This window comes from Mycobacterium sp. 1274756.6 (genome assembly GCF_001668625.1).
In the GTDB taxonomy this organism is placed as follows: Bacteria; Actinomycetota; Actinomycetes; order Mycobacteriales; family Mycobacteriaceae; genus Mycobacterium.
This window is the reverse complement of sequence record NZ_LZLJ01000073.1, coordinates 1-24912: the sequence shown is the minus strand read 5'-3', so window position 1 is coordinate 24912 and position 24912 is coordinate 1. Positions and strand designations below refer to the sequence as shown.

Annotated in this window: 25 protein-coding genes, 1 tRNA gene and 1 pseudogene; 10 read left to right on the top strand and 17 right to left on the bottom strand. The window is 69.6% G+C overall.

Going from position 1 to position 24912, the window contains the following annotated elements; translation table 11 throughout:
* The first annotated feature begins 62 nt into the window (after window positions 1–62).
* Together A5643_RS11445 and A5643_RS11440 are read left to right on the top strand one after the other, a co-directional pair.
* Entirely contained in the window at window positions 63–515 is a 453-nt protein-coding gene (locus A5643_RS11445; RefSeq protein ID WP_066855180.1) for a MarR family winged helix-turn-helix transcriptional regulator, read from the top strand.
* Window positions 512–1183 (top strand): TMEM175 family protein, encoded by a 672-nt coding sequence (locus A5643_RS11440; RefSeq protein ID WP_066855177.1) that lies wholly within the window; start codon window positions 512–514, stop codon window positions 1181–1183. The genes A5643_RS11445 and A5643_RS11440 overlap by 4 nt, the downstream gene beginning before the upstream one ends.
* A 356-nt stretch (window positions 1184–1539) precedes the next feature.
* On the opposite strand, the gene A5643_RS11435 is transcribed toward A5643_RS11440, so the two are convergent.
* The 3 genes from A5643_RS11435 to A5643_RS11425 form a co-directional block, all read right to left on the bottom strand.
* Window positions 1540–2634 carry a Fic family protein gene (locus A5643_RS11435; protein ID WP_066855174.1) on the bottom strand — a complete coding sequence of 365 codons (1095 nt, stop codon included), beginning with the start codon at window positions 2632–2634 and terminating at the stop codon, window positions 1540–1542.
* Between the two features lie 191 nt (window positions 2635–2825).
* Window positions 2826–2897, bottom strand: a tRNA-Thr gene (locus tag A5643_RS11430).
* Between the two features lie 51 nt (window positions 2898–2948).
* Window positions 2949–3719 (bottom strand): hypothetical protein, encoded by a 771-nt coding sequence (locus tag A5643_RS11425; protein ID WP_066855171.1) that lies wholly within the window; start codon window positions 3717–3719, stop codon window positions 2949–2951.
* Between the two features lie 136 nt (window positions 3720–3855).
* On the opposite strand from A5643_RS11425, the gene A5643_RS11420 reads away from it, so the two are divergent.
* Window positions 3856–4575 (top strand): response regulator transcription factor, encoded by a 720-nt coding sequence (locus A5643_RS11420; RefSeq protein ID WP_066855168.1) that lies wholly within the window; start codon window positions 3856–3858, stop codon window positions 4573–4575.
* A 3-nt stretch (window positions 4576–4578) separates the two neighbouring features.
* A complete protein-coding gene (locus A5643_RS11415) occupies window positions 4579–5991 on the top strand; it encodes a sensor histidine kinase (protein ID WP_066855165.1) in 1413 nt (470 codons plus the stop codon).
* On the opposite strand, the gene A5643_RS11410 is transcribed toward A5643_RS11415, so the two are convergent.
* Both A5643_RS11410 and A5643_RS11405 read right to left on the bottom strand, forming a co-directional pair.
* A complete protein-coding gene (locus A5643_RS11410; RefSeq protein WP_066855223.1) occupies window positions 5988–6392 on the bottom strand; it encodes an HIT family protein in 405 nt (134 codons plus the stop codon). The genes A5643_RS11415 and A5643_RS11410 overlap by 4 nt on opposite strands.
* A 22-nt stretch (window positions 6393–6414) precedes the next feature.
* Window positions 6415–8184 carry an N-acyl-D-amino-acid deacylase family protein gene (locus A5643_RS11405; protein WP_066855226.1) on the bottom strand — a complete coding sequence of 590 codons (1770 nt, stop codon included), beginning with the start codon at window positions 8182–8184 and terminating at the stop codon, window positions 6415–6417.
* Between the two features lie 71 nt (window positions 8185–8255).
* Between A5643_RS11405 and fadD1 the strand changes: the two genes are divergently transcribed.
* On the top strand, window positions 8256–9824 hold the full coding sequence (gene fadD1, locus A5643_RS11400) for a fatty-acid--CoA ligase FadD1 (protein WP_066855162.1): 1569 nt from the start codon (window positions 8256–8258) through the stop codon (window positions 9822–9824).
* On the opposite strand, the gene A5643_RS11395 is transcribed toward fadD1, so the two are convergent.
* The 12 genes from A5643_RS11395 to A5643_RS11340 all read right to left on the bottom strand — a co-directional run bounded on the left by A5643_RS11395 (window position 9809) and on the right by A5643_RS11340 (window position 20955).
* Entirely contained in the window at window positions 9809–10573 is a 765-nt protein-coding gene (locus tag A5643_RS11395) for a hypothetical protein (RefSeq protein ID WP_066855159.1), read from the bottom strand. The genes fadD1 and A5643_RS11395 overlap by 16 nt on opposite strands.
* Entirely contained in the window at window positions 10570–11349 is a 780-nt protein-coding gene (locus A5643_RS11390) for a hypothetical protein (RefSeq protein WP_066855156.1), read from the bottom strand. Before A5643_RS11390 ends, A5643_RS11395 begins: the two co-directional genes overlap by 4 nt.
* Window positions 11350–11478: 129 nt before the next feature.
* Complete coding sequence (locus A5643_RS11385) at window positions 11479–12366, bottom strand: SDR family NAD(P)-dependent oxidoreductase (protein ID WP_082948905.1); 888 nt, start codon at window positions 12364–12366, stop codon at window positions 11479–11481.
* Window positions 12363–12776, bottom strand: a complete 414-nt coding sequence (locus A5643_RS11380) for a ketosteroid isomerase family protein (RefSeq protein ID WP_066855153.1) — start codon at window positions 12774–12776, stop codon at window positions 12363–12365. Before A5643_RS11380 ends, A5643_RS11385 begins: the two co-directional genes overlap by 4 nt.
* A 53-nt stretch (window positions 12777–12829) precedes the next feature.
* Window positions 12830–14827, bottom strand: a complete 1998-nt coding sequence (locus A5643_RS11375) for an oxidoreductase (protein WP_066855150.1) — start codon at window positions 14825–14827, stop codon at window positions 12830–12832.
* A gap of 23 nt (window positions 14828–14850) precedes the next feature.
* Complete coding sequence (locus A5643_RS11370) at window positions 14851–15978, bottom strand: NDMA-dependent alcohol dehydrogenase (RefSeq protein ID WP_066855147.1); 1128 nt, start codon at window positions 15976–15978, stop codon at window positions 14851–14853.
* A 159-nt stretch (window positions 15979–16137) separates the two neighbouring features.
* Window positions 16138–16695 carry a nuclear transport factor 2-like protein gene (locus A5643_RS11365; RefSeq protein WP_066855144.1) on the bottom strand — a complete coding sequence of 186 codons (558 nt, stop codon included), beginning with the start codon at window positions 16693–16695 and terminating at the stop codon, window positions 16138–16140.
* Between the two features lies 1 nt (window position 16696).
* Window positions 16697–16912, bottom strand: coding sequence for a ferredoxin Fdx (gene fdx, locus A5643_RS11360; RefSeq protein ID WP_066855141.1), 216 nt, complete (start codon window positions 16910–16912; stop codon window positions 16697–16699).
* Window positions 16913–16932: 20 nt separating this feature from the next.
* Entirely contained in the window at window positions 16933–18288 is a 1356-nt protein-coding gene (gene cyp51 / locus A5643_RS11355) for a lanosterol 14-alpha demethylase (RefSeq protein WP_066855137.1), read from the bottom strand.
* Window positions 18285–19112 (bottom strand): SDR family oxidoreductase, encoded by an 828-nt coding sequence (locus tag A5643_RS11350; RefSeq protein ID WP_066855134.1) that lies wholly within the window; start codon window positions 19110–19112, stop codon window positions 18285–18287. Before A5643_RS11350 ends, cyp51 begins: the two co-directional genes overlap by 4 nt.
* Window positions 19112–20323, bottom strand: a complete 1212-nt coding sequence (locus A5643_RS11345) for a cytochrome P450 (protein ID WP_066855131.1) — start codon at window positions 20321–20323, stop codon at window positions 19112–19114. Before A5643_RS11345 ends, A5643_RS11350 begins: the two co-directional genes overlap by 1 nt.
* The gene (locus A5643_RS11340) at window positions 20320–20955 is read right to left on the bottom strand and encodes a TetR family transcriptional regulator (protein WP_197497709.1); all 636 of its coding nucleotides are present in this window, start codon (window positions 20953–20955) and stop codon (window positions 20320–20322) included. Before A5643_RS11340 ends, A5643_RS11345 begins: the two co-directional genes overlap by 4 nt.
* 187 nt (window positions 20956–21142) lie before the next feature.
* Here A5643_RS11340 and A5643_RS11335 point away from each other — a divergent pair, with 187 nt between their 5' ends.
* From A5643_RS11335 to A5643_RS11315, 5 genes and pseudogenes are all read left to right on the top strand, one after another.
* Window positions 21143–22609, top strand: coding sequence for an aldehyde dehydrogenase (locus tag A5643_RS11335; RefSeq protein WP_066855125.1), 1467 nt, complete (start codon window positions 21143–21145; stop codon window positions 22607–22609).
* Between the two features lie 17 nt (window positions 22610–22626).
* Window positions 22627–23379 (top strand): SDR family oxidoreductase, encoded by a 753-nt coding sequence (locus tag A5643_RS11330; RefSeq protein ID WP_066855122.1) that lies wholly within the window; start codon window positions 22627–22629, stop codon window positions 23377–23379.
* A complete protein-coding gene (locus tag A5643_RS11325; RefSeq protein WP_066855119.1) occupies window positions 23376–24233 on the top strand; it encodes an NAD(P)-dependent oxidoreductase in 858 nt (285 codons plus the stop codon). Before A5643_RS11330 ends, A5643_RS11325 begins: the two co-directional genes overlap by 4 nt.
* A gap of 11 nt (window positions 24234–24244) precedes the next feature.
* Window positions 24245–24619, top strand: coding sequence for a carboxymuconolactone decarboxylase family protein (locus A5643_RS11320; RefSeq protein ID WP_066855116.1), 375 nt, complete (start codon window positions 24245–24247; stop codon window positions 24617–24619).
* A 74-nt stretch (window positions 24620–24693) separates the two neighbouring features.
* Window positions 24694–24912, top strand: a pseudogene (locus tag A5643_RS11315) (TetR family transcriptional regulator); the annotation flags it as partial.

The following is a 24912-nucleotide window of genomic DNA, read 5'->3' as shown; positions in this document are numbered from 1 at the left end:
CACGGCGGTCGGGAAGTAGTATCGGAGGCAACAATCGCGGTGGTGGGAAGGAGGCCGGCGGAATGCCCTGGCTCAGCGATACCGAACAGCGCATGTGGCGCGGCTACCTCGACAGCACCCGACTGCTGTTCCGGGCACTGGACCGCCAGCTCGCCGAGGAGCACGACATCACCTTCGCCGACTACGAGGTGCTGGCGCTGCTCTCCGAACAGCCCGAGCGCCGCATGCGGCTGAGCGAGCTGGCCGACGCCACCGTGACCACCCGCAGCGGGGTCACCCGCGCGGTGAGCCGGCTGGCCGAGGCCGGCTGGGTGCGGCGGGTGAAATGCGAGGAGGACCGGCGGGGCTTTTTCGCCGAACTCACCGACGCGGGTGCGGCGAAGCTGGACTCGGCGAGCCCGGGGCATGCGGCCGCCGTGCGGGCCCACCTGTTCGACCTGCTCAGCGCCCGCGACGTCGAGCTGTTCGCCCACGCGTACGCCCAGATCCGCGAACACCTGATGGCGACCGCATGACCACCGGCGGCGGGGCGCCGCAGTTGCCCGGCACCGGCCGGGTGGAGGCGTTCAGCGACGGGGTGTTCGCGATCGCGGTCACCCTGCTGGTGCTCGATTTGAAGACCCCCGCCCACGAGCCGGGCGAGTTGCTGTCCGGGCTGGTGCGGCAATGGCCGGCCTATGCCGGCTACCTGGCGTCGTTCCTGGCGGTGGCAGTGATCTGGCTCAATCACCACCAGGCCTTCGTCGGAATTCGCCGGGTGGACTGGGGTGTGCACCTGGCCAACCTGGCGCTGCTGTGCACCACCGCGCTGCTGCCGTTTCCCACCGCGGTGATCTCCCAGGCCTTCATCGACGGGGTTGACACCCCCGACGCGCGGACCGCGGTGGCGCTGTATGCCGGGATCGCGACCGCGATGTGCGTCAGTTGGCTGCTGCTCTACGACCAGGTGCACCGCCGCAGCAACTGCCTGATGGAAGACGGCGACGACCCGGCCGCGTTCGGCGCCAGCCGCAAGCGGGCGCTGATCGGCATCGTCGCCTACCTCGGCGGCGGTCTGATCGGGGTGCTGTGGGCGCCGCTGGCCGCGCTGGTGGTGTTCGTCGTGATGCCGGTGTTCTACGGGCTGACGCTGAGCCGGGCGGGATCGCGGTGGCGGGTGGTCAAGGGCGAGTCGCGGCCGTAGTTAGGCAGACGGTCGCCGCGATCGACAGCGCCAGGTAGGCGGCCGGGAACGGCAAGCATCGGCGAAGTCGGCCGGGCGGCGTGGTTTGCCATGAAGTGTGCGTACTGCTCCTCGGCGACCCAGTACTCGATGTTCGAGAGCCTCCGTCGGATTGAACGGTTTCGAGAACCTGGTCAGACCCTGTAGTTCGCGTGAGTTATCTATGACTGTCGGCAGAATACGGGTATAGCATGGTCAACGGTCATGATCCAACCGCCCGAGCTGTGATCCAGGTCACTGTTTTCGATAAATTTCCCGGGCAAATCCTTGAATGTTCGGGCGACGTGCGAAGTTTCTTGTCATTGGGAAGTTTCTTGTCATTGGTCTGGCTCTCGACGGGCCAGGAGTCTGAGGAACTCGCGGTTGATGAACAGTCTGTCCCGGCCGATCTTGACATCCTGCAGCATCCCGGCCTCGGAAAGCGCTCCGAGCCAGGCGGTCGCCGTCGGGCGTGACACGCCGCAGCGACGCACCACGGTGTTGATTCGGCAGTACGGCTGCTCGAAGAGGACCGACTGAAACTCCGCGTCGGCGCCGCCCTTGGACACAGCCCTGGCTCGATGGCTGAAGTTTTCTTGCAACTCTCTGATGGCCTCGATCTTCCGGAGTGTGTACCGCGATGTCTGCTCGATGCCGGCTAGGACGTACAGCACCCATTCCTCCCACGCAGACTCGGCGGTAACGGCGAGGAGAAGTCGGTAATAGTCATTCTTGGTGTCGATGATGTAGCGAGACAAGTACAGGACCGGTAGCCGCAAAAGGCCTGCGTCAACCAGCATCAGCACGTTGAGAATCCGCCCTGTTCGCCCGTTGCCGTCAGAGAACGGGTGGATGGCTTCGAATTGATAGTGGGCTGCAGCCATGCAGACAAGCGGATCCATGTCATCGTCGGCATGGACGAACTGCTCCCACTCGGAGAGTTTCTGGAGGATCACCTCGCGGCCCTCGGGCGGGCTGTAGATGACCTCGTTGGTGGTTGGGTTTGCGATTCGTGTGCCGGGGAGCGCTCGAACCACCATTTCACGCCCCTTGATGATGCTGCATACCGCCGCCGCGGTTGCCGCGGTGAGGCGCCGCTGTACGACGAGGTCGAATCCCGCCCTGAGCGCGGTTCGGTATCGCAGCGTCTCCCTCGTGGCGGCATCGGCTCCGGCGTCGTCATCGAGGTGGCGAAATAGCTCGTCAGTAGTGGTGACGATGTTTTCGACCTCGGAGCTTGCTTGGGCCTCGAGCACGGGCAGCGAGTTGATCAGAACCGTGGGATTGGGGATTGATACAACGGCTTGGTCCAACTGGCCGAGGGCGGTGTTGGCGCCGATCGCAGCCTTGAGGACCCGCTTGGTCTCAAGCTCAGCTGCCTTCGGCGGCGCAGGAAGGTCGTTGTACGGGCGGTCGTACCGCCAGTTGGTCATGAGCCAAACAGTGCCAGCACCCGCATGATATGTAAAGAAATAGGGGAAATATTTACTCTTTCGAGCAACATGCAAAGTTGGTTCATATTCGGAAGTTGGCCGTAACTGCAGGTGAGGCGGTTCAGCGGGTGCCCGGGCACGCATCGACGGCTATGCTGCGCTGACCTGCGCGAACGCGGTCAGAAACTTTGAGCCCCCTGTCAGGATTGAACTGACGACCGCTCGCTTACAAGGCGAGTGCTCTACCGCTGAGCTAAGGAGGCGGGTCTAGCCGGCCTCAGTGTAATGGTGGCCCGGACACGGCCGGGGTCCGCTCAGGGCAGCTCGGTGCTCGGCCCCGCGCTGGTGGGGGCGCCGGTGTCCTCCTCGATGACCCGCGTCGAGCGCACCGACCGGCTCGAGGACCGCCGCGAGCCGGCCCGCCGCGGCAGCAGCGGGATGCGGTCGGCGATGTTGGACAGCGGGTTGACCACCATGGTCAGCGCGATCACCGCCTCCTGCAGGGTCTCGATCGCCGGTTCCAGCGCCTCCATACCCGGGGCCAGCCTGCCGAGGGTGTCGGCGACGTCAGCGAGCTGTTCCAGCGGGCCGTTGCGCGCGGTGAGCTTGTCGACCAGCCCGCCCTCGGCCAGCAGCCGGTCGGCGAGCCCGTCCTCGGCCAGCACCCGTTCGATCAACCCGTCCTCGTCGAGCAGCTGGTCGACCAGCCCGCCCGGTTGTAGGGCACGCTGCAGCCCGCCGCCCTCCTGGGTGAGCCGATCGATCACCCCGCCGGGGGCGGTGAGCTGGTCGACGATGCCGTCCTCGGCCAGGAGCCGGTCGATCGGCCCGCCGGCGGCCAGCGCCCGACCCAGCGGGGCATCGTCGTCGAGCAGCCGGGCCAGCCGGTTGGCCCGCCCGATCGCCTCCTCGAGGCCGAACATGCCGGTCATCGACGTCGCGGGCATCCCCTCGCTGTCGTCGCCGAGCGCCCGCTTGGTGAACCCGAGCGCGACGCCGGCCACCTCCAGGCCGGCTTCGGCGGCGGCAAGCCCGATGCGCGCCGGCGCCAGCATTGCCGAGGTGACGTTTTTGCCCAGGTCCATGCCCGCCAGTCTAGGGCCGGATAGCGGCGATTATCGCCGGATCCATCGACCGCTCCCCGGCCGCGAACTAGACTTCACAGCAGATGCACAGCTGTTGCCAAAGGTATGTTCACGCGCATACGAGCGAATAGACGTTATGACAGCACAAGTGGCAGAACACGTCGATCCGGAAGCCCGGATCCTGGTCGTCGACGATGAGGAGAACATCGTCGAACTGCTGTCGGTCAGCCTCAAGTTCCAGGGGTTCGAGGTGCATACCGCGGCCAACGGCCCGGCGGCCCTCGACCGCGCCCGCGAGGTGCGTCCCGACGCGGTGATCCTGGACGTGATGATGCCCGGCATGGACGGTTTCGGGGTCCTGCGCCGGCTGCGCGCCGACGGGATCGACGCCCCCGCGCTGTTCCTCACCGCCCGCGACGCGCTGGCCGACAAGATCACCGGGCTGACCCTCGGCGGCGACGACTACGTCACCAAGCCGTTCAGCCTGGAGGAGGTGGTGGCGCGGCTGCGGGTCATCCTGCGCCGCACCGGCAAGGGCACCGAGCAGCCGCGCAACAGCCGGCTGAAGTTCGCCGACATCGAACTCGACGAGGACACCCACGAGGCGTGGAAGGCCGGGGAGCCGGTGTCGCTGTCGCCGACCGAGTTCACCCTGCTGCGTTACTTCATGATCAACGCGGGCACCGTGCTCAGCAAACCGAAGATCCTCGACCACGTGTGGCGCTACGATTTCGGCGGCGAGGTCAATATCGTCGAGTCCTATGTCTCCTATCTGCGCCGCAAGATCGACACCGGGGAGAAGCGCCTGCTGCACACGCTGCGCGGCGTGGGATACGTGCTGCGCGAACCGCGTTAGCCGATGAACCCGGACCGGCACCGGGCACTGCCGCTGCGGGTCACCCTCGTCGCCGCCACCCTGGTCCTGGTCGCGCTGGGCCTGCTCGGTTCCGGGATCGCGGTCACCTCGATCCTGCGGCACAACCTGATCGCCCGCGCCGACCAGGCGTTGCTGACCGCCTCGCACAGTTGGGCGCAGATCCCGCGCCGGCTGCCGCCGCGCCCGCCGGAAGACCCCAACGCCGGCCGCCCACCCTCGAAGTTCTACGTGCGCGGGGTGGCGCCCGACGGTCGGGTCTGGCTGGCCGGCAACGACCATGTCGCCGAACCCAAACTGCCCGCCGACAACGACGTCGGCCCCGAACCGGTCACCGTCCGCTCGCTGGGCCGCTCGGATGTGACGTGGCGGGCGATGACCGTGCGCGCCTCCCGCGGTGAGGTGATCACGGTGGCCACCGACCTCGCCGACGTGCAGTCGACGGTCCAGGCGCTGGTCTGGTCCCAAGTCGGGATCGGCACGGCGGTGCTGCTGATCCTCGGTGTGGTCGGCTACGCGGTGGTCGCCCGCAGCCTGCGCCCGCTGGCCGAGGTGGAGCAGACCGCCGCGGCCATCGCCGCCGGGCAGGTGGACCTGCGGGTTCCCGAACGCGACACCCGCACCGAGGTGGGCCGGCTCTCCGCCGCGCTCAACGGGATGCTGGCCCGGCTGCAGCGCGCCGTCGCCGACTCGGAGTCCTCGGCCGAGCAGGCCCGCCACTCCGAGGACCGGCTGCGCCGGTTCATCACCGACGCCAGCCACGAGCTGCGCACCCCGCTGACCACGATCCGCGGCTTCGCCGAGCTGTACCGGCAGGGCGCGGCCGACGACGTGGAGACGCTGATGCACCGCATCGAAAGCGAGTCCCGCCGGATGGGCCTGCTGGTCGAGGACCTGCTGCTGCTGGCCCAGCTCGACGCGCACCGGCCGCTGGAGCAACGCCGGGTGGACCTGTTGTCGCTGGCCAGCGACGCGGTGCACGACGCCCAGGCGGTCGCCCCGCAGCGCACGATCACGCTGAACCTCGCCGACGGCCCGGGGCTTCCGGAGGTGCTCGGCGACGAGGCCCGGCTGCGCCAGGTGTTGGGCAACCTGGTCTCCAACGCGCTGCAACACACCCCGGAGGACGCTGCGATCGCGGTGCGGGTGGGCACCGACCGCGACCACGTGATCCTCGCCGTCGCCGACACCGGCCCCGGCATGAGCGAACAGGACGCCGCCCGGGTGTTCGAGCGGTTCTTCCGCGCCGACTCCTCGCGCACCCGCGCCAGCGGCGGCGCCGGGCTGGGCCTGCCGATCGTCGACTCGCTGGTGCGCGCCCACGGCGGCGAGGTCAGCGTGATCACCGTGCCCGGCCAGGGCTGCACCTTCCAGGTGCGGCTGCCGCGGGCGGGTTAGCCCAGCTCGGCCAGCGCGGCCTTGATCTTGGCCTGCGCCTCGTCGAGGGATTCCGGGGAGGGGTTGCGGTCGACGTTGGCGAAACCGAAGTCGGCGAGGTTGCGCGCCGGGAAGACGTGCACGTGCAGGTGCGGCACCTCCAGCCCGGCGATGATCACCCCGGCCCGCTCGGCGTCGAAGGCGGCGCAGACCGCCTTGCCGATGCGCTGGGCGACCGCCATGACCCGCCCGAACACGGCGGTGTCGATGTCCTGCCACTGGTCGATCTCGGCGCGCGGCACCACCAGCGTGTGCCCCTGGGTCATCGGCTCGATGGTCAGAAACCCCACCACCTCGTCGTCTTCGTAGACGAAGCGGCCCGGCAGTTCGCCGTTGATGATCTTGGTGAAAACGGTGGCCATGACCACCAGGGTAGGCGGGGTACTACCCGGCGGCGCGGACCGGCGCGGCGCGGCCCGCCCCGGCGCGCAGGAACTGCCCGGTGCGCTGCACCCCGAGCACCTCGGTGGGCGCCCCGGCGCGGAACACCGCCCGGCCCGCCACCAGCACCGCGTCGACGGCCGCGTCGTTGCGGTTGACCATCCGCGACAGGCCGCCGTACTGGGCGACCGGTGCTTCGGCATAGCCGTCGAGGGTCTCGTCGAGCGCGTCGGGGTTGATCACCACCAAGTCGGCGCGGTCGCCGACCCGCAGGTGCCCGGCGTCGATGCCGTACCAGTCGGCGAGCTCCCCGGTGAGCCGATGCACCGCCTGCTCCACCGTCAGGAACGGCTGCCCGGCGCGTTCGGCGTCGACGACGTGGCGCAGCAGCCGCAGCCCGAAGTTGTAGAAGGCCATGTTGCGCAGGTGCGCACCGGCGTCGGAGAACCCGAACTGGATCCCGGGATCGGCCGCGAGGGTGCGGAGCACCTCCGGGCGGTGGTTGGAGATCGTGGTGCGCCAGCGCACCGCGGTGCCGTACTCGACCACCAGGTCTAAGAACGCGTCCACCGGGTGCAGCCCGCGGTCGACGCCGACCTGCCCGAAGGTCTTGCCTAGCACGCCGGGGTCCGGGCAGGCCACGATCTCGGCGTCGAAGAAATCCCGGTGCCACACCCGGGTGCCGAACCTGGTGTCGTAGTCCTTGCGGAACCGGCGGCGGTAGCGTTCGTCGCGCAGCAGTTCGTTGCGGGCCACCTCCTCGCTGAGGTGCAGCGCGGCGGCGCCGGAGCCGAACTCCTCGAAGACCACCAGGTCGATGCCGTCGGCGTAGACCTCGAACGGCACCGGCAGGTGCTGCCAGCGGAAATCCCCGCCGAGGGCGTTGACCAGCCGCGCCAGCGGCCCGACCGTCCGGATCGCCAGCGGGTTGGCTTTGATGTCGGCGGCCGAGAGCAGGCTGGTCTTGAGCTTGGCGCGGAAGAACCCCAGCGACTGGGCGAGCTGGGAGAGCACGTTGAGCGGGTTGGAGATGTCCGGCCCGGACTGCAGCACCCGCCCGCTGCGGCGCAGTAGCGCTTTGAGCCGGCGCAGCTCACCGGGTTTGGCGTAGGTCGACGGCAGGGTCCGCGACCGGCAGGTCTCGCCGTCGATCTTGTCGAAGAGCAGCTGCTGGGAGGACATCCCGACGAACCCGGCGTCCAGCGCGTCGGCGACCATCGTCGTCATCCGGTCCAGCTCGGCGCGGGTGGGTCGCACGTCGGCGCGGGTGGCGCGGTCCAAACCCATTGTCGCCACCCGGATGTCGGAGTGGCCGATGAACGCGGCCAGGTTCGGCCCGAGTGCCAGTTGCTCCAGCGCGGCGATGTACTCGCCCGGGCCGGTCCAGGTCTTGTGCGCGTCCACCGCGCGCAGCACATGCCGGCGGGGGATGGCCTCGACCCGACCGAACAGGTCCCCGGCGTCGGAGCCGCCGACGTGCACCGTCGACAGTGAGCAGGAGCCGAGGAAGACGGTGGTCACCCCGTGGCGCAGCGACTCGGCCAGCGACGGGCCGTCGAGCACCTCGATGTCGTAGTGGGTGTGGATGTCGATCAGCCCGGGCAGCACCCAGCGCCCGGTGGCGTCGACCACGTCCGGGCAGCCGGTCTCGTCGAGGGGTTCGGGGCTGACGGTCGCCACCCGGCCGTCGCGGATGCCGAGGTGTCGCAGTTGTGACGGCGCCCCGGTGCCGTCGAACCAGCGACCGTTGCGGATAATTGTGTCGTACGTCACGTGGCCCATCACACCCGCGGAGTCGACGGGTGTCAAGGTAGGGGCGGGATACCCGAAGGATCAGGAGTGCCGTGGCCGACACCGTTCAAGAACTGCTCAACGACCGGGCCGCTGACGACAGCGTCGGCGTGAAATACGGTGACCGGCAATGGACGTGGCGTGAGCACCTGGGTGAGGCCGCCACCGTCGCGGCGGCGCTGCTAAAGCTGGCCGACCCGGCGCGGCCGATGCACGTCGGCGCGCTGCTGGGCAACACCCCGGCAATGCTGACCCAGATGGCCGCCGCCGGGCTGGGCGGCTACGTGCTGTGCGGCATCAACACCACCCGCCGCGGATCGGCGCTGCTGCACGACATCCGCCGCGCCGACTGCCAGATCCTGGTCACCGACGCCGAACACCGCCCGCTGCTCGACGGGCTGGACCTGTCCGGGATCACGGTGCTGGACACCGGCACCGAGCAGTGGGCCGAGTTGCTGGCCGCCGCCCCCGCGCTGACCCCGCACCGGCGCGCGGAGGCGATGGACACCTTCATGATGATCTTCACCTCCGGCACCAGCGGTGAGCCCAAGGCGGTGCAGGTCTCGCACTTCATGGTGCTGGTGGCCGGGCAGACCCTGGTGGAGCGGTTCGCGGTCACCGCCGCCGACACCTGCTATCTGGCGATGCCGCTGTTCCACTCCAATGCGCTGGTGGGCGGCTGGGCGGTCGCGTTGGCCTCCGGCGCGGCGATGGCCCCGGCCCGGTTCTCCGCCACCGGTTTCCTCGACGACATCCGCCGCTACGGCGCCACCTACATGAACTACGTCGGCAAGCCGCTGTCCTACATCCTGCGCACCCCTGAACGGCCCGATGACGCCGACAACCCGCTGCGGGTGGCGTTCGGCAACGAGGCCGGCGACCGCGACATCGCCGAGTTCGGCCGCCGGTTCGACCTGACGGTCTGGGATGCGTTCGGCTCCACCGAGAACGCGGTCATCGTCACCCGCGAACCGGGCACCCCGCCCGGCTCGATCGGTAAGGGCTTCGCCGGGGTGGCGATCTACGACAGCGCCACCGGAACCGAGTGTGCGGTCGCCCGATTCGACGCCGACGGCGCGCTGCTCAACGCCGACGAGGCGGTGGGTGAGCTCGTCAACACCGCCGGCGCCGGGTTCTTCACCGGCTACTACAACGACGCGGAGGCCACCGCGCAGCGCACCCGCGACGGCATCTACTGGTCGGGCGACCTGGCCTACCGCGACGCGGACGGCTGGATCTACCTGGCCGGGCGCACCGCCGATTGGATGCGGGTCGACGGGGAGAACCTCGCCGCCGCCCCGATCGAGCGGATCCTGTGCCGCTGCGAGCAGATCAACCAGGTCGCGGTGTATGCGGTGCCCGACGAGGCGGTCGGCGACCAGATCATGGCCGCGCTGGTGCCGGCCGGAGAGCTCACCCCCGCCGCGTTTGAGCAGTTCCTGGCCGCCCAGCCCGACCTGTCACCCAAAGCGTGGCCGCGCTATGTGCGGATCACCGCGGCGTTGCCGGCCACCGCCACCCACAAGGTGCTCAAACGCCAGCTGATCGCCGAGGGCGCCAGCGCCGGTGACGGCGAGTTATGGGTGCGCGAGGAGCGGGGGACCAGCTACCGGCGGGCCTGAATGCGGTCGAGGGTCTGGTCGAAGAGGGCATCGAACGTCTGCTGGTGACCGGCGCTGCCCGACCCGGCGAGGATCAGGTTCGCGGCGCGGGCGTAGGAATAATACTCGGTGGTGGGCGGGTCCTCGCCGGTGTCGGTGGTCACCGCGTACCGGAAGCGCCGCGGCCCGTCGGCGGGATCGGAGTCCTCGAGGATCTCCACGGTGTAACGCCAGTCGAACCGGGCGGTGGCCCACTCGGTGTGGCGGCAGCGCGTCACCAGCGCGACCATGTCCTCGAATCCCGCGGGTCGGTATTCACGTTCGAGGAAGAACCGGATGTCACTGCCGTCATGGGTTTTCGCCGGGTCGGTCAGGTCGCGGGCGGTGGATTTCGCCACCCGCGACCCGCCGGTGTGCACCATCGTGATGATGCGGTCGCAGCCCGGCGGGGTGAAGCCCCCGATCGATCCCGGGCCGGGTGAACTGCCGCGCCGGGAGTAGCCGAAGAAGGGCGGATCGTCGCTGGCATAGGCGGGAACATCCCGGCCGCTTCCGGTGAGCACCCAGTCCGGCGGCAGATCCTCCGCGCCGGGCAGCAACGCGGCGAGTTCGTCGTCGCTGAGCGCGGCGAGACCGGGCGCCAGCGGGTCCGGCCCGCGGTGGTGTTCCCGCCAGGAGTGCACCGTGGCGGGCACGGTCACGGCGATCGCGGCGGCGGCCAGGAGGCAGAGCATGGCCGCGGCCAGCCAGGCGCGGCTGCGGGCGCTCATAACGCCTGTAGCCGTTCGGCGGCTTGGTCGGCGAGCCGGGCGGTCAGCTCCCGGTCCTCGCCGGTCAGGGTGGTCGAGGTCTCCAGCAGCAGCCCGCGCACCGCGTAGTAGCGCACGGCGAAGGTCACCGCGGCGGCCTCCCCGGCGCCAACCGGGACGTACCTGCGGGTCACCACGAGACCTTCCGCGGCGGTCGGGTCCTCCTCGAGGACGGTGGTGACCTCCCGGTCATGGGTGGCGCCGCTCATCGGGTCGGTGGCGCGAACCCGGTAGGTGCCGCATTCCGCCAGCCAGACGCGGTACCCGGCGAGCAGGCTCGCCGGATCGGTCGGCGCGGTGAGCTGGAAGTAGGCGATCGGGCCCGGGTCGGGCTGCTCTCCGGTGGCGGCGGCATCGGGTGGTGCGACCAGGTCGGCGCGCAACATCGCCGAGGGCCGCTCGGCGCGGGCATAGCCGATGTAGCTGCCGGTCGCGGTGAAGAGCGCGGGCAACTCGCCGCATTGGGCCGGGGTGTAGACCGGCGCGGGATCGCGAGGCCAGCCGCCCGGTGCGGCGTCGGGTGGCTCAGCCCAGCCCAGCGGACCCGACACCGAGTAGTGCCAGTCGGCCGGGAAGTCGGCGGTCGACGGCAGCGCCCCGGCGAGCACCCAGTTCGACCGGCCGACCAGATCAGGCGCCGGTGCCGCGCTGACCAGCACGAACGCCCCGCAGATCCCGAGCACGGCCAGTGCGGCCGCTGCCAGAATCCGCGGTCCGCCGCGGCGTGCCGGTGTCACAAGTCATCACGGTAATGCAGACCGCCGGTGGCTCACCGCGGGAGAATGGCCGCGATAGTCCCTGAGATCGACAGCTTTTCGGGGAAAAACCCGGATATTTTGGCCTATAGCTCCGTCTGGACGTCGATTTCAGGGATGACTCGGCGACCCGGCCGGTTTTCGCGGGTGCAGCAGCGCGTCCAGCTCCTCGAGCGACCACGGCGGATTGTCGTGATGGTCCCGAAAACCGAGGATCGCCGGTGTGGGGCGGGGGAATTCACCGACGAAGCCGCCGGCGGCGATGAACACCCGGCCGGTGATGCCGGCGGCGCGGTCGCTGACCAGGTAGGCGTACAGCGCGGCCGCGTACTCCGGCGGGCCCGCGTCGAGGGCGCCCCGGGCGCTGAGGTCGTCGAGCAGGCCGCGCCGGTTCAGCTCCGCGATGTGGGCCTCGTACTCCGGTCCGGTCGACAGCCGGGTTTTCGCGCCCGGGCAGACCACGTTGGCCCGCACGTGGTGTTCGAGCAACTCGGCGGCGATCGCGGCGGTCAGCGCGTTGACCGCACCCTTGCCCGCCGGATATCCGGTGCCGCCGTAGTCGCCGAGGAACGCGAACGAGCCGGTGTTGACGATCGCCCCGCCACCGGCGGCCACCATCTTGGGGGCGGCGGCGCGGCAGGTCTGAAACACCGTGCCCAGGTGGGCATCGAGCAGTTCGGCGAACTGCGCACCGGTCACGGTGAGGATCGATGAGCCGGGCGGTTCGGCGATGCCGGCGCAGTTGACCAGGATGTCGATGCGCCCGAACTCGGTCACGCAGGTGTCGATCAGCCGGTCGGCCACCGTGGGATCGGCCGGGGAGCCGGCGACCCCGACGGCTTCGGGTAGGCCCGCCGCGGCGGCCGCCACCGCCGCCGGGTCTCGGCCGTTGACCACGACCTTGGCGCCCTGCTCGGCCAGCAGGGCGGCCACGGCGGCGCCGATGCCGCGGGAGCCGCCCACCACGACGGCGGCCCGGCCGTCCAGCGCCGGGCTCACTCCTCTTTACCGAAGGTCATCACGTCCATGTTCCAGTAGCCGCGCAGGTTGGTCAGCAGCCCGGCGTCGTCGACCCGGTAGGTGAACACGCCGCGCACGGTCGAGGTGAAGCCGCCCTCGAACTTGCTGTGCAGCTTGAGGATGTGGGCGACCTCGTTGGGTGAGCTGGACGGGAAGGTCTCCTCGCAGGTGATGGTGAGGTTGTTGGTGGCGATGTTGGTGTCGAAGAAGGTCGACACCGCGTCCTTGCCGCGCACCCCGGTGCCCTCGGGGTTGGTGATCGCCTTGCCGATCGGGTCCTCGATCGTGACGTCGTCGGCCATCAGCGCCAGCCAGCCGGCCTTGTCGCGGGCCTGCGCGCAGCGCCAGGAGGCCTGCGAGGCGGCCAGTGCGGGGGTGGGTTCGGTCATATCCGCTCCAATCGGTGAGTGGGTGCTACTCGACATGGGTTTTGCTCGGTTGATCACAGCGCGCACGCGGCGCGGGCGCCGTCCTCGGTGGCCTTCCGGATCAGCCCCAGCCCGGTGCAGTCCCCGGCGGTGTGCACCGGGGTGTCGGGCAGCCGGGCGGTCAGATCGTCGGCGAGGGTGGTGTCGGCCTCCAGCCCGCCGGCGAGCACGACGTCGTCGGCGGACAGGGTGCGCGGGGTGCCGCGCGCGGGGGTGAACACCACGCCGTCGGTGGTGATCTCGTCGACGGTGACGCGCACGTGCACGCTCACCCCGAGGCGGTCCAGCCGGTCGGTCTCCTCGGTCTTGCGTTTCTCGCCGATCTCCGGGGCCAGCACCTTGCCGGTCTCCAGGATCGTCACCAGCCGGTCGCGGGCGGCCAGGAACTGGGCGAGTTCGAGGGCCACCAGATCCCCGCCGATGATCACCACCCGCCGGCCCAGCGGCATCCACACCCGCGAGGCCGCCCGCAGCAGTCGCGGCGCGACCAGGTGTTGGCGCCGCCCAGCGAACCAGTCCCGCAGGTTGGCCCCGGTGCGCACGTGCGGCAGGCTGGCACCGGGCACCGGCGGCACCACCACCCGCCCGCCGGTGGCCACCACCACCGCCTCGGGCTCCAGCGCGGCGACCGCGGCGGCGGTGACGTCGCGATTGAGTTCCACCTGCACGTCGCTGCGGTGGATCTCGTCGCGCAGATAGGTCAAAAACGGCTGGTTGGCCGGGTGCAGCACCGACGCCCACTGCAGCGCCCCGCCGAGGCGGGCGTCGCGCTCGAAGAGGGTGACGCGGTGGCCGCGGGCGGCGGCCACCCGGGCGGCTTCCATCCCGGCCGGGCCACCGCCGACCACCACGACGCGTTTGGCCCGCACGGCGGGCCGGATCGCCAGCTCGGCCTCCTTGCCGGTGCGCGGGTTGACCGCGCAGTCCACCGAGAAGCGTTGCTCCATCGCGTCGATGCAGTTCTCACATGAGATGCAGCGGCGCACCCGCTCGGCGTGCCCGGCGGCGAGTTTGGCGGGCAGGTCGGGGTCGGCCAGCAGTGGGCGGCCCATCGCGATGAAGTCGGCGCGCCCGTCGGCGAGGATCTGTTCGGCGCGGTCGGGGTCGTGGATGCGCCCGACGGCGATCACCGGCACGTCGACGGCCTGCTTGACCGCCGTGGCCGCGCCGACGTTGAGGGCGTCGCCGTCGTCGGCGCCGTTGACCATGCCGGTCACCAGCCGGTCGATCACCCCGCCGCTGACGTGGAAGGCGTCCACCCCGGCGGCCACCAGTTGCGGTGCCACCATGGCGGTTTCGTGGATCGGCCGGCCGCCGGCGACCCGTTCGTAGCCGGAGATGCGCAGCGTGATCGGCAGAGCGTCGCCGACCTCGGCGCGGATCGCGGCCAGCGCCTCGAGGACCACTCGGATCCGGCCGCCGACGGAGTAGCCGGCGTAGTCGTCGGTGCGCCGGTTGCGCTGCGGGGCCAGAAACGAGCCGAGGAACATGTAGCCGTGCGCGGCGTGCAGTTCGATGCCGTCGTAGCCGGCCTCGGCGGCGCGTCGCGCGGCCGCTTTGAACAGGTCGAAGATCTCCACCAGCTGGGCGGGGGTCACCTCGGCCGACGGCCGGCCGGTCAGGTACGACGGGATCACCGACGGCCCCAGCGAGGTCACCTGGTGCAGTTCGGGGCCCAGCCCGTCGGGGCCGGCGTGGACGATCTGCGGCTGGATCTTCGCGCCGTGCTCGTGCACCACCTCCACCAGGGCGCGATGGGCGTCGACGGCGGCGTCGGTGCCCAGGTGCAGCCCGCCGGGGGTTTCCGGGTGGGCCGGGTCGATTCCGGTGGCGCCCACCGTGATCAGCCCGACACCGCCGCGGGCGCGGGCGGCGAAGTAGTCGCGGGTGCGTTCCGACGGCAGCCCGTCGGGGGTGCCGTACATCGTCTCCATCGGCGACATCACCAGCCGGTTGCGTACCGACATGGTGCCGATGCGCCCGGGAGACAGCAGCGCAGGAAAGCCGGTCATGCGCGCATCAGGGGGCGGGCTCCTCAGTGGTCGTCGTCGGTGTAGCGGATGACGCCACGGATGTTCTTGCCGTCCAGCATGTCCTGGTAGCCCTCGTTGATCTGCTCCAGCTTGTACTGGCGGGTGATCATGTCGTCGATGTTGAGCTTGCCCGCCTGGTAGTAGGACAGCAGCTGCGGGATGTCGTACTGCGGGTTGCCGCCGCCGAAGATGGTGCCCTGCAGGTTCTTCTGCAGCAGGGTCAGCATCGACAGGTTCAGCGTGACCTGGTTCTCCATCATCGATCCCATCGCGGTCAGCACGCAGGTGCCGGCCTTGGCGGTCAGGATCATGTAGTTGTCGATGTCGGCGCCGTGCACCTCGCCGACGGTGACGATGACCTTGCGGGCCATCAGCCCGTGGGTGACCTCCATGATCCCGCCCATGGCGGAGTGGATGTCCGGGTAGACGTGGGTGGCACCGAACTTCAGCGCCTGGTCGCGTTTCCACTCGATCGGCTCGATGACGAAGATGTGCCGCGCCCCGGCGGCAACCGCGCCCTGCAGCGCGGACATGCCGACCCCGCCGACCCCGACGATCGCCACGTCCTCGCCGGGGCGGATGTCGGCGGTGCGGGTGGCCGAGCCGAACCCGGTGGTCACCCCGCAGCCGACCAGGGAGGCCACCTCGAACGGGATCGCCGGGTCGATCTTCACCACCGAGCTCTTGTGCACCACCATCCACGGCGAGAAGGTGCCCAGCAGCGTCATCGGAAAGACGCCCTGCCCGCGGGCGTGCACCCGGTGGGTGCCGTCGCTGACCGCGACCCCGTTGAGCAGCATCGCGCCGATGTCGCACAGGTTGCGCAGCCCGGCCTGACAGGACGGGCAGGACCCGCAGGACGGGATGAACGAGAGCACGACGTGGTCGCCGGGGGCGATGTCCTCCACCCCGGGGCCGACCTCGGTGACCACCCCGGCACCCTCGTGGCCGCCGAGCACCGGGAAGCCGGCCATCGGGATGTCGCCGGTCATCAGGTGGTGGTCGGAGTGGCACATCCCGGCCGCTTCCATCCGGATCTTGACCTCGTCTTTGACCGGGTCCCCGATCTCGATCTCCTCGATCGACCACGGCTTGTTGAACTCCCAAAGCAGCGCGCCCTTGGTCTTCATGGTGGTTCTCCTCCGGGTTGGCCCCGTGCCGGGGCGATCGATGCGGTGAGCGTGGGGTGTCGAGTCCGACGTGCCGGCGGTCGACCGGTCCTAGCCGTCGTCAACCACCCGCTGCCGAAAGCCTATAGCGCGAAATGGTCGCGTGGACCGGAATCTGCGCTATCCCCACAGCGGCGCCGGGGCCTGCCCGATCGGGTAGTAGCCGGGCACCTTCTCCCCGGACATGCCCCGCTCGATGCGCTTCTGCATGCCCTCGGAGAGCCGGCCCGCCTTGATCAACTCCATGAACAGGTTGGAGACGTGGCCGAAGTCGAAGAAGTCCCGCTGCCAGTCGAATTTGCCGTTGCCGGCGTAGCGGAACCAGCTGCCGCCGATCCCGTAGACCTCGAAGTGCTCGGCGTCGGGGTTGTTCGGGTCGGTGGCGACCTGCTTCCACAGCCCGATGATCTCGCCCTGCTTGTCGTCGATGAGCACCCGCTGGTAGGGGTACTTCCAGCCCTCCAGACCCTCCATCTCCTGGCCGAGCGCGATGTCGCGGATCTCGTCGATGCCGACGCACATCACGTCTTCCTTCGGGCCGATGTTCCAGCCGTAGGTGGCGTCGTCGGTGAAGAACGCCGCGAGGATCGTCCAGTCGCCGAGGCGTTCGGCTTCCCGGTTGGCCTCCAGCCAGCGTTCGACGACCTCTTCGAGTTCGGCGCGCGGAAACGACGGCATATCAGTTCTCTTTCTCTTCGTTTTCGATGATCGACAGAGCTTGGGTGGGACAGGATTCGACGGCCCGCTCGATCTCGTCGCGAGCCTCTTCGGGAGGCGTGTCGTTGAGGATCTCCACCTGGCCGCGTTTGGGCACCCGGAAGAAGTCCGGTGCCTCCAGTTCGCAGAAGGCGTGACCCTGGCACAGGTCGTAGTCGGCCTTGACGCGGTAGCCCATGATGGCCTCCTCGGGTCGGATCAGCGGCGGCGGTAACGCACCCGGGCGGGCTGCTCGAGCTGCACCACCATCTTGGAATGATCGTTGCGGTAGCTCTCGGACGGCTGGCTCATCTCGAATTCGTATTCGCGCAACAGCACCGAGAAGATCGCCTTGATCTGCATGGTCGCGAACGCTGCGCCCACGCAGCGGTGCCGGCCGGCCCCGAACGGGATCCAGGTCCAGCGGTTGATCAGGTCCTCCTGACGCGGCTTCTGGTAGCGCTCCGGAAGGAAGCTCTCCGGGTCCGGGAAGTCCTCGGGAATCCGGTTGGAGATGGCCGGGGAGGCGGCCACCAGGTCACCGGCGCGGATCGGCAGGCCGCACACCTCGAAGTCGTCCTTGGCCACCCGCATCAGGATGATCAGCGGCGGGTGCAGCCGCAGCGTCTCCTTGAGCACGTTCTCCAGCAGTGGGATCTGGCGCAGCGCATGGAAACTCACCGACTCGCCGTCGGCGTAGAGCTCGTCGAGCTCGGCGACCGCCGCGACCATCAGATCGGGGTGGCGCAGCAGTTCGATCATCGTCCACGACGCGGTGCCCGAGCTGGTGTGGTGCCCGGCGAACATCATCGAGATGAACATGCCGGTGATCTCGTCGGCGGAGAACCGCAGGTTGCCGTCCTCGTCCTTGATCGTGATCAGGACGTCGAGCATGTCGCGCTCGCTCTTGTCGGCCGGCGGGTTGTCGATGCGGCTCTGCATGATCTCCTGGACCAGCTCGACCAGACCGGCCCGGGCGGCGTCGCGGCGCCGGAAGCTCTCGATGGGCAGGTAGGGGTCGACGTAGCACAGCGGGTCGGTGCCGCGCTCCAGGTCGTGGTAGAGCCGGGCGAACCGGTCGTCGAGCTGGTTGCGGAACTTGGTGCCGATCAGGCACGCCGAGGAGGTGTAGATGGTCAGCTCGGCGAAGAAGTCCAGCAGGTCGATCTCGCCTTCCTCACCCCAGTCGGCGATCATCGCGCGCACCTCGTTCTCGATGGTGGTCGCGTGGCCCTTCATCTGCTCACCGCGCAGTGCGGCGTTGTGCAGCATCTCCTTTCGACGTTCCGGGCTGGCGTCGAACACCACGCCCTTGCCGAAGATCGGGGTCATGAACGGGTAGGCCTCGGCCTGGTTGAGTTCGTCGTCGGAGGAGCGGAAGAAGAACTCGTTGGCCTCCGCGCCGGAGACCAGCACGACGTTCTTGCGGGCCAGCTGGAAGACGCCGACGTCGCCGCATTCGTCGCGGACCCGCTGCATCAGCCCGATCGGGTCGGTGCGGAACTCCTCGAGGTGTCCGTGCTCGGCCTCGCCGCCGGAGACCCGCGGGATCGTGGTGGCCGGTTGGGTGGTCATGTGGGCATCCCTTCTTCGCCGAGACGGAGTTCCTGGCGTTCTTGCGGAGCGTCGCCCAGCGGGGCCTCCGGCTGAACCTCCATGGTCACGATGTTGGTGCCGCGCGGGGTCTCGGCGACGAACGCGACCGCGCGGGCGATGTCGGAGGCGCGCAGAAAATAGCTGTGCCGGGCCTGGCCCCATTTCGCCCAGTCCTCGAGCATCGGGCCGACCTGGTCGGCGGAGAGCTGCCAGCCCATCTCGGTCAGCGTCGGGCCCGGATGCACGATCGAGGCGCGTACCCCGGTGCCCTCCAGCTCCATCTGCATGGTTTTGACCATCGACACCAGTCCGGCCTTGGCGGCGCCGTAGGCGCCCATGTGCGGCCGGGGCAGCAGCGCGGTGTCCGAACCGATGAAGATGACGTCGCCGCGCTGGCGGGCCACCATGTCCGGCAGCACCGCGGTGGCGAGCCGGTTGGCCCCGACCAGGTGCACCCGGACCTGGTCGAGGAAGGCCTCGGTGGAGATCTCGTGCAGCCGGCCGGGCACCATGTCACCGGCGCAGGAGACCAGCAATTCGATCTCGCCGAGGGCCTCGATCGTCTGGGCGACGAAGTTCTTCACCGAGTCGGCGTCGGTGACATCGAGGGGGAACGCGACCGCTTCGCCGCCGTCGGCGCGGATCTTGTCGACGAGTTCGGCCAGCTTCTCGGTGCGGCGCGCCCCCAACGCCACCGGGAAGCCGCGGTCGGCCAGCGCGGTCGCGGTGGCGGCACCGATGCCGGATGAGGCACCGCTGACGATGGCGGGGCGGCGGGCGGGGGGCGGGTCGAAACGAGCCATTACACGGTCTCCACGGTGATCGGGAGCGAGGCGAAGCCGCGCACGTTGGACGAGTGGACGCGGACGGCGTTGTCCTCGTCCACCTGGTAGCCGCGGGTGCGGCTGATCAATTGGTTCAGTGCCACTCGGGCCTCCATCCGGGCCAGGTGGGCGCCGAGGCAGAAGTGCGCTCCGCTGCCGAAACTGGCCAGCTTGGAACCGATGTCGCGGCCGATGCGGAATGCGTCGGGGTCGTCGAAGGCGCGTTCGTCGCGGTTGGCCGAACCGGGCAGCAGCAGCACCACGTCCCCGACCGCCAGGGTGGTGTCGTAGAGGGTGATGTCCTCGGCGACCGTGCGCGCCAGGATCTGGCTGGGGGTGTCGTAGCGCAGGCTCTCTTCCACCCACAGCGGGATGCGGTCGGGATCGGCGTAGACCCCGGCGAGCTGGTCGGGGTTGCGGTGCGCCCAATACAGCGCTGTCCCCAGCAGTTTGGTGGTGGTCTCGTTGCCGGCGACCACCATCAGGAACAGGAACGCCAGGATCTCCTCGTCGCTGAGTCGGTCGCCGCCGACCTCGGCCTGCAGCAGGGCGGAGGTCAGGTTCTCCGCCGGGGTCTTCTTGTATTCCTTGATCAGTTCGGCGTAGTAGACCATCAGGTCGGCGGAGGCCTGCATCGCCGACTGCGGCACGTCGGCCAGGCCGTCCTCGCGGTGCAGCACGCCGTCGGCGAGTTCGCGGATGCGGGCCCGGTCCGGCTGCGGCACCCCCATCAGTTCGGAGATCACGTCCATCGGCAGCTTGCCGGCGAACTCGGCGATGAAGTCGAAGCCGCCGTCGACGCTGTTCTCCAGCGCGGAGTCGAAGTGCGCCTGGGCGATCTCGGCGACGCGCGGCTCGAGTTCGCGGGTGCGCCGCGGGGTGAAACCCTTGGAGACCAGGGTGCGCAGCCGCAGGTGCTCGGGGTCGTCGAGCGCCAGGAACGACATCACCTTGTGGGCGTCCTTGGTCCGCGAGATCGGGTCGAGGGAGACCCCGTAGATGTTCGACAGGGCGGTGGAGTTGCGGAACCCGGCCATGACGTCGGCGTGCCGCGACAGCGCCCAGAACTTCAGCTCGTCGTTGCGGTACAGCGGAGCCTCGTCGCGCAGCCGCTGGTAGTAGGGGAACGGGTCCTCGTGGAAGTCGTAGTCGTAGGGGTCGAGCAGCAGCTCCACGATCGGGGTGCTCATCGGTTTCCTCCGTGGGGTTGTTCGGGCTCGAGGATCAGGCCCACCACGTAGGCGAGCCGGTCGGCGATCTCGTGGTAGCTCAGTGCGCCGGTGCCGGCGTGCACCAGGGCGCCCGAGTAGGTCATCTCCAGCGCGGCCACCGCCCGCGGGTCGGCGTCGGGCCCGATCGCCGAGCGGATCCGCCGGTGGATCTCCCGCCCGATCCGGTCGCGCACCTGCTGCACCCCGGCGTCGTTGCTCAGCAGCGCGGTGGTGCAGGCCGCCGCCACCTCGGGTTCGTCGGCGACCACCAGGGCCAGCTGGTGCAGGGTCTTGTTCACCCGGCTCAGCATCGTGTCGTTGACGTCGGTGAAGTAGGGCACCGCGCGCAGCAGGTCGAGGTAGACCTCGGCGATCAGATGGTTCTTCGAGGAGAAGTAGGTGTAGGCGGTCGCGGGCGCCACCTTGGCGCGGGCGGCGACCGCGCGGACTGTGAGATCGGTGTGCGAGGACTCCCGCAGCATCTCCACACCGGCGGCCAGGACCTTGCGGAAGGTCTCCTCCTGCCGCCGGTTGCGCCGCGGCGCCGCCCCGCGGGCGCCGTCCGGCCCGTGCGGTTCGGTGGCGACCGTCATCGCCGATTCACTGGACACGTGTCCAATGTATCGGATGGCCGTCGCGACCGGCAAGAGCGCCCTGAAACCGCCTGTTAAGCCGTTGTTTTCCGCCCAAGCGCGGGTGGATGCTTGCGACGCCGCGGATGCTGCGACTATGGTTCCATCGGATCACGATGGACACTTGTCCAATGGAATGGATCCACCAGAGGGGAGCGACGCGCAGATGGCACTATTGGCCGACCGGGCGAGCAGGCTGCTCATCGACGGCAAGCTCGTCGACGGCAGCGCCGGCGGGTTCGCGACGATCAACCCGGCCACCGAGGAGACCCTCGGCAGCGCCGCCGACGCCGACACCGCCGACATGGACCGCGCGATCGAGGCCGCCCGCCGCGCCTTCGACGACACCGACTGGTCGACCAACACCGAGTTCCGGGTGCGCTGCGTGCGCCAGCTGCGCGACGCGCTGCGCGAGCACGTCGAGGAACTGCGCGAGATCACCGTCGCCGAGGTCGGCGCACCGGTGATGCTCACCGCGGGCGCGCAACTGGAGGGCCCGATCGACGACCTGGGCTTCAGCGCCGACACCGCCGAGAACTACCCGTGGCACACCGACCTGGGCCAGGCCGCCCCGCAAGGCATTCCGACCCGGCGCACCATCGCCCGGGAGGCGATCGGCGTGGTCGGGGCGATCACCCCGTGGAACTTCCCGCACCAGATCAACCTCGCCAAGCTGGGTCCGGCGCTGGCCGCGGGCAACACGATCGTGCTCAAACCCGCCCCGGACACCCCGTGGTGCGCCGCGGTCGTCGGCGAGATCATCGCCGAGCACACCGACATTCCGCCCGGGGTGGTCAACGTGATCACCTCCAGCGACCACGCGGTCGGGGCGCTGCTGGCCAAGGACCCGCGGGTCGACATGGTCTCGTTCACCGGGTCCACCGCCACCGGCCGCGCGGTGATGATCGACGGCGCGGCCTCGATCAAGAAGGTCTTCCTCGAGCTCGGCGGCAAGTCGGCATTCGTGGTGCTCGACGACGCCGACCTCGGCGGCGCGTGCGCGATGGCCGGGTTCACCGCGGCGATGCACGCCGGGCAGGGCTGCGCGATCACCACCCGGCTGGTGGTGCCGCGCGCGAAGTACGACGACGCGGTCGCCGCGGTGGCGACCACCATGGGTTCCCTCAAGCCCGGCGACCCCACCAACAAGGGCACCATCTGCGGGCCGGTCATCTCGGCGCGGCAACGCGACCGGGTGCAGTCCTACCTCGACCTGGCGATCGAGGAGGGCGGCTCGTTCGCCTGCGGCGGCGGCCGGCCCGCCGACCGCGACACCGGGTTCTTCATCGAGCCGACCGTCATCGCCGGGCTGGACAACTCGGCGCGGGTGGCCCGCGAGGAGATCTTCGGCCCGGTGCTCACCGTGATCGCCCACGACGGCGACGACGACGCGGTCGCCATCGCCAACGACTCCCCCTACGGGCTGTCCGGCACGGTGTTCGGTAGTCCGGACCGGGCGGCGAGCGTGGCCGCCCGGCTGCGGGTGGGCACCGTCAACGTCAACGGCGGAGTCTGGTACTCCGCGGACGCGCCGTTCGGCGGCTACAAGCAGTCCGGTGTCGGCCGGGAGATGGGGCTGGCCGGCTTCGAGGAATATCTGGAGACGAAAGTCATTGCGACGGCAGTGAACTGAGGAAGGACAACAAACGCATGGCACAGTTCGACGACAAGGTCGCCATCGTCACCGGCGCCGGCGGCGGCATCGGGCAGGCCTACGCCGAGGCGCTGGCGAGCCAGGGCGCGGCCGTGGTGATCGCCGACATCAACGAGGAGGCCGCCGAGAAGGTGGCCGGCAAGATCGGCGCCGACGGCGGCAAGGCGCTGGCGGTGCGCGTCGACGTCTCCGACCCCGACTCGGCGGCGGCGATGAACGAGCGCGCCGTTGCCGAATACGGCGGGGTGGACTTCCTGATCAACAACGCCGCGATCTTCGGCGGCATGAAGCTCGACCAGCTGCTCACCGTGGACTGGGACTACTTCAAGAAGTTCATGAGCGTGAACCTCGACGGCGCGCTGGTGTGCACCCGGGCGGTGTACAAGAGCATGCAGTCCCGCGGCGGCGGCGCGATCATCAACCAGTCCTCCACCGCGGCCTGGATGTACGCCAACTTTTACGGCCTGGCCAAGGCCGGGGTGAACTCGCTGACCCAGCAGCTCTCCCGCGAGCTGGGCTGGATGAACATCCGGGTCAACGCGATCGCGCCCGGACCGATCGACACCGAGGCCAACCGCTCGGTGGTGCCCGAGTCGATGCAGGGCGAACTGGTCAAGACCATCCCGCTGTCCCGGATGGGCACCACCGACGACCTGCTCGGCATGTGCCTGTTCCTGCTGTCGGAGGAGGCCCGCTGGATCACCGGGCAGATCTTCAACGTCGACGGCGGACAGATCATCCGCTCATGACCGCCACCGAGGACCTCCGGCTCGGCTACATCGGGCTGGGCAACATGGGCGCCCCGATGGCGCAGCGGCTCGTCGACTGGCCCGGCGGGGTCACGGTGTTCGACGTTCGCACCGAGGCGATGACCCCGCTGGCCGAGGCCGGCGCCACCCTGGCCGACAGCGTCGCCGACGTGGCCGGCGCCGACGTCATCAGCGTCACCGTGCTCGACGACGCCCAAGTGCGCGAGGTGGTCGAAGCGCTCGCCGAGCACGCCAAGCCGGACACCATCATCGCGATCCACTCAACGATCAGCGCGACCACTGCCGAGGAACTCGCGAAGCGGTACGCCGAGCGCGACCTCCACGTGGTCGACGCCCCGGTCAGCGGTGGTGCCGGCGCGGCCCAGCAGGGTGAGCTGGCCACCATGGTCGGCGCCGAACGCGCTGTCTACGAGCGGCTCAAGCCGGTGTTCAAGTCCTGGGCGTCGCTGGTGATCCACGCCGGGCAGCCGGGTGCGGGCACCCGGATGAAGCTGGCGCGCAACATGTTGACGTTCACCTCCTACGCCGCGGCGTGCGAGGCGATGGCGCTGGCCGAGGCGGCCGGACTGAACCTGCAGGCGTTGGGCCGGGTGGTGCGCCACACCGACCAGCTCACCAGCGGTCCGGGCGCGATCATGCTGCGTGACACCACCAAACCGGTTGCGCCGGAGGACTTCCTGTATGAGCCGTTGAGTCACACCAGTGAGCTGGGGGAGAAGGACCTGGGCTTGGCGCTGGAGTTGGGCGCTGAGACCGGGGTGAACTTGCCGCTGGCGCAGATCGCGCTGCAGCGCTTGGCGATCGGCCTGGGCGTGGCCGGCACGAACCGATAGGAGAGACCGCGATGGATGAGCTGCGCCGCGCCGGGCTGGCGAAGATGAACGAGGTCTACGGCTGGGAGATGCCGGATATGCCCGGCGACTACTTCGCGCTGACCGTGGACCACCTGTTCGCCAAGATCTGGAGCCGCGAAGGCCTGTCGATGCGCGACAAGCGGCTGATCACCCTGTCGGTGGTGACCGCGCTCGGTCAGCACGACCTGGCCGACATCCAGGTCAACGCCGCGCTGGGCAACGCGGAGATGACCGAGGACGAACTACGCGAGATGGCGTTGTTCATCACCCACTACGTGGGGTTCCCGCTGGGCTCGGGGTTCAACTCGGTGGTCGAGCGGGTGATCGCCCGCCGCGCCAAGGAGGCCGGCAAAGCCGACGGCTGAGCGCCCAGCGCCGGAACTGTCCACCGGCGCAGGTAGTCGCGCAGCGCCGCGCCGCGCCGCGGCGGATCGCCCGGGTGACCTCACCGGTGGCGCTGGAGTTCGCCTGCTCACTGCTGCGCCGACTCGACGTCGACTGGGCCGCACACGGTTTCGGTGACGACGAGCTCCCCGAGCTGGCCGAGCACCTGCTGCGGACCATCCAGTCGTTCGTCGTCGACCCGGGCGATCCGCCGCGGCGCGGCGCGGCGCTGCGCGACTACCTGCGCCGGTGGACAGTTCCGGCGCTGGGCGCT

What these genes read in the sequence shown, in the direction of transcription:
- A5643_RS11445 (WP_066855180.1), top strand. Translation starts at nt 63, where the DNA reads ATGCCCTGGCTCAGCGATACCGAACAGCGCATGTGGCGCGGCTACCTC.
- A5643_RS11440 (WP_066855177.1), top strand. Translation starts at nt 512, where the DNA reads ATGACCACCGGCGGCGGGGCGCCGCAGTTGCCCGGCACCGGCCGGGTG.
- A5643_RS11435 (WP_066855174.1), bottom strand. Translation starts at nt 2,634, where the DNA reads ATGACCAACTGGCGGTACGACCGCCCGTACAACGACCTTCCTGCGCCG.
- A5643_RS11425 (WP_066855171.1), bottom strand. Translation starts at nt 3,719, where the DNA reads ATGGACCTGGGCAAAAACGTCACCTCGGCAATGCTGGCGCCGGCGCGC.
- A5643_RS11420 (WP_066855168.1), top strand. Translation starts at nt 3,856, where the DNA reads ATGACAGCACAAGTGGCAGAACACGTCGATCCGGAAGCCCGGATCCTG.
- A5643_RS11415 (WP_066855165.1), top strand. Translation starts at nt 4,579, where the DNA reads ATGAACCCGGACCGGCACCGGGCACTGCCGCTGCGGGTCACCCTCGTC.
- A5643_RS11410 (WP_066855223.1), bottom strand. Translation starts at nt 6,392, where the DNA reads ATGGCCACCGTTTTCACCAAGATCATCAACGGCGAACTGCCGGGCCGC.
- A5643_RS11395 (WP_066855159.1), bottom strand. Translation starts at nt 10,573, where the DNA reads ATGAGCGCCCGCAGCCGCGCCTGGCTGGCCGCGGCCATGCTCTGCCTC.
- A5643_RS11380 (WP_066855153.1), bottom strand. Translation starts at nt 12,776, where the DNA reads ATGACCGAACCCACCCCCGCACTGGCCGCCTCGCAGGCCTCCTGGCGC.
- A5643_RS11375 (WP_066855150.1), bottom strand. Translation starts at nt 14,827, where the DNA reads ATGACCGGCTTTCCTGCGCTGCTGTCTCCCGGGCGCATCGGCACCATG.
- A5643_RS11370 (WP_066855147.1), bottom strand. Translation starts at nt 15,978, where the DNA reads ATGAAGACCAAGGGCGCGCTGCTTTGGGAGTTCAACAAGCCGTGGTCG.
- A5643_RS11365 (WP_066855144.1), bottom strand. Translation starts at nt 16,695, where the DNA reads ATGCCGTCGTTTCCGCGCGCCGAACTCGAAGAGGTCGTCGAACGCTGG.
- fdx (WP_066855141.1), bottom strand. Translation starts at nt 16,912, where the DNA reads ATGGGCTACCGCGTCAAGGCCGACTACGACCTGTGCCAGGGTCACGCC.
- cyp51 (WP_066855137.1), bottom strand. Translation starts at nt 18,288, where the DNA reads ATGACCACCCAACCGGCCACCACGATCCCGCGGGTCTCCGGCGGCGAG.
- A5643_RS11350 (WP_066855134.1), bottom strand. Translation starts at nt 19,112, where the DNA reads ATGGCTCGTTTCGACCCGCCCCCCGCCCGCCGCCCCGCCATCGTCAGC.
- A5643_RS11345 (WP_066855131.1), bottom strand. Translation starts at nt 20,323, where the DNA reads ATGAGCACCCCGATCGTGGAGCTGCTGCTCGACCCCTACGACTACGAC.
- A5643_RS11335 (WP_066855125.1), top strand. Translation starts at nt 21,143, where the DNA reads ATGGCACTATTGGCCGACCGGGCGAGCAGGCTGCTCATCGACGGCAAG.
- A5643_RS11330 (WP_066855122.1), top strand. Translation starts at nt 22,627, where the DNA reads ATGGCACAGTTCGACGACAAGGTCGCCATCGTCACCGGCGCCGGCGGC.
- A5643_RS11325 (WP_066855119.1), top strand. Translation starts at nt 23,376, where the DNA reads ATGACCGCCACCGAGGACCTCCGGCTCGGCTACATCGGGCTGGGCAAC.
- A5643_RS11320 (WP_066855116.1), top strand. Translation starts at nt 24,245, where the DNA reads ATGGATGAGCTGCGCCGCGCCGGGCTGGCGAAGATGAACGAGGTCTAC.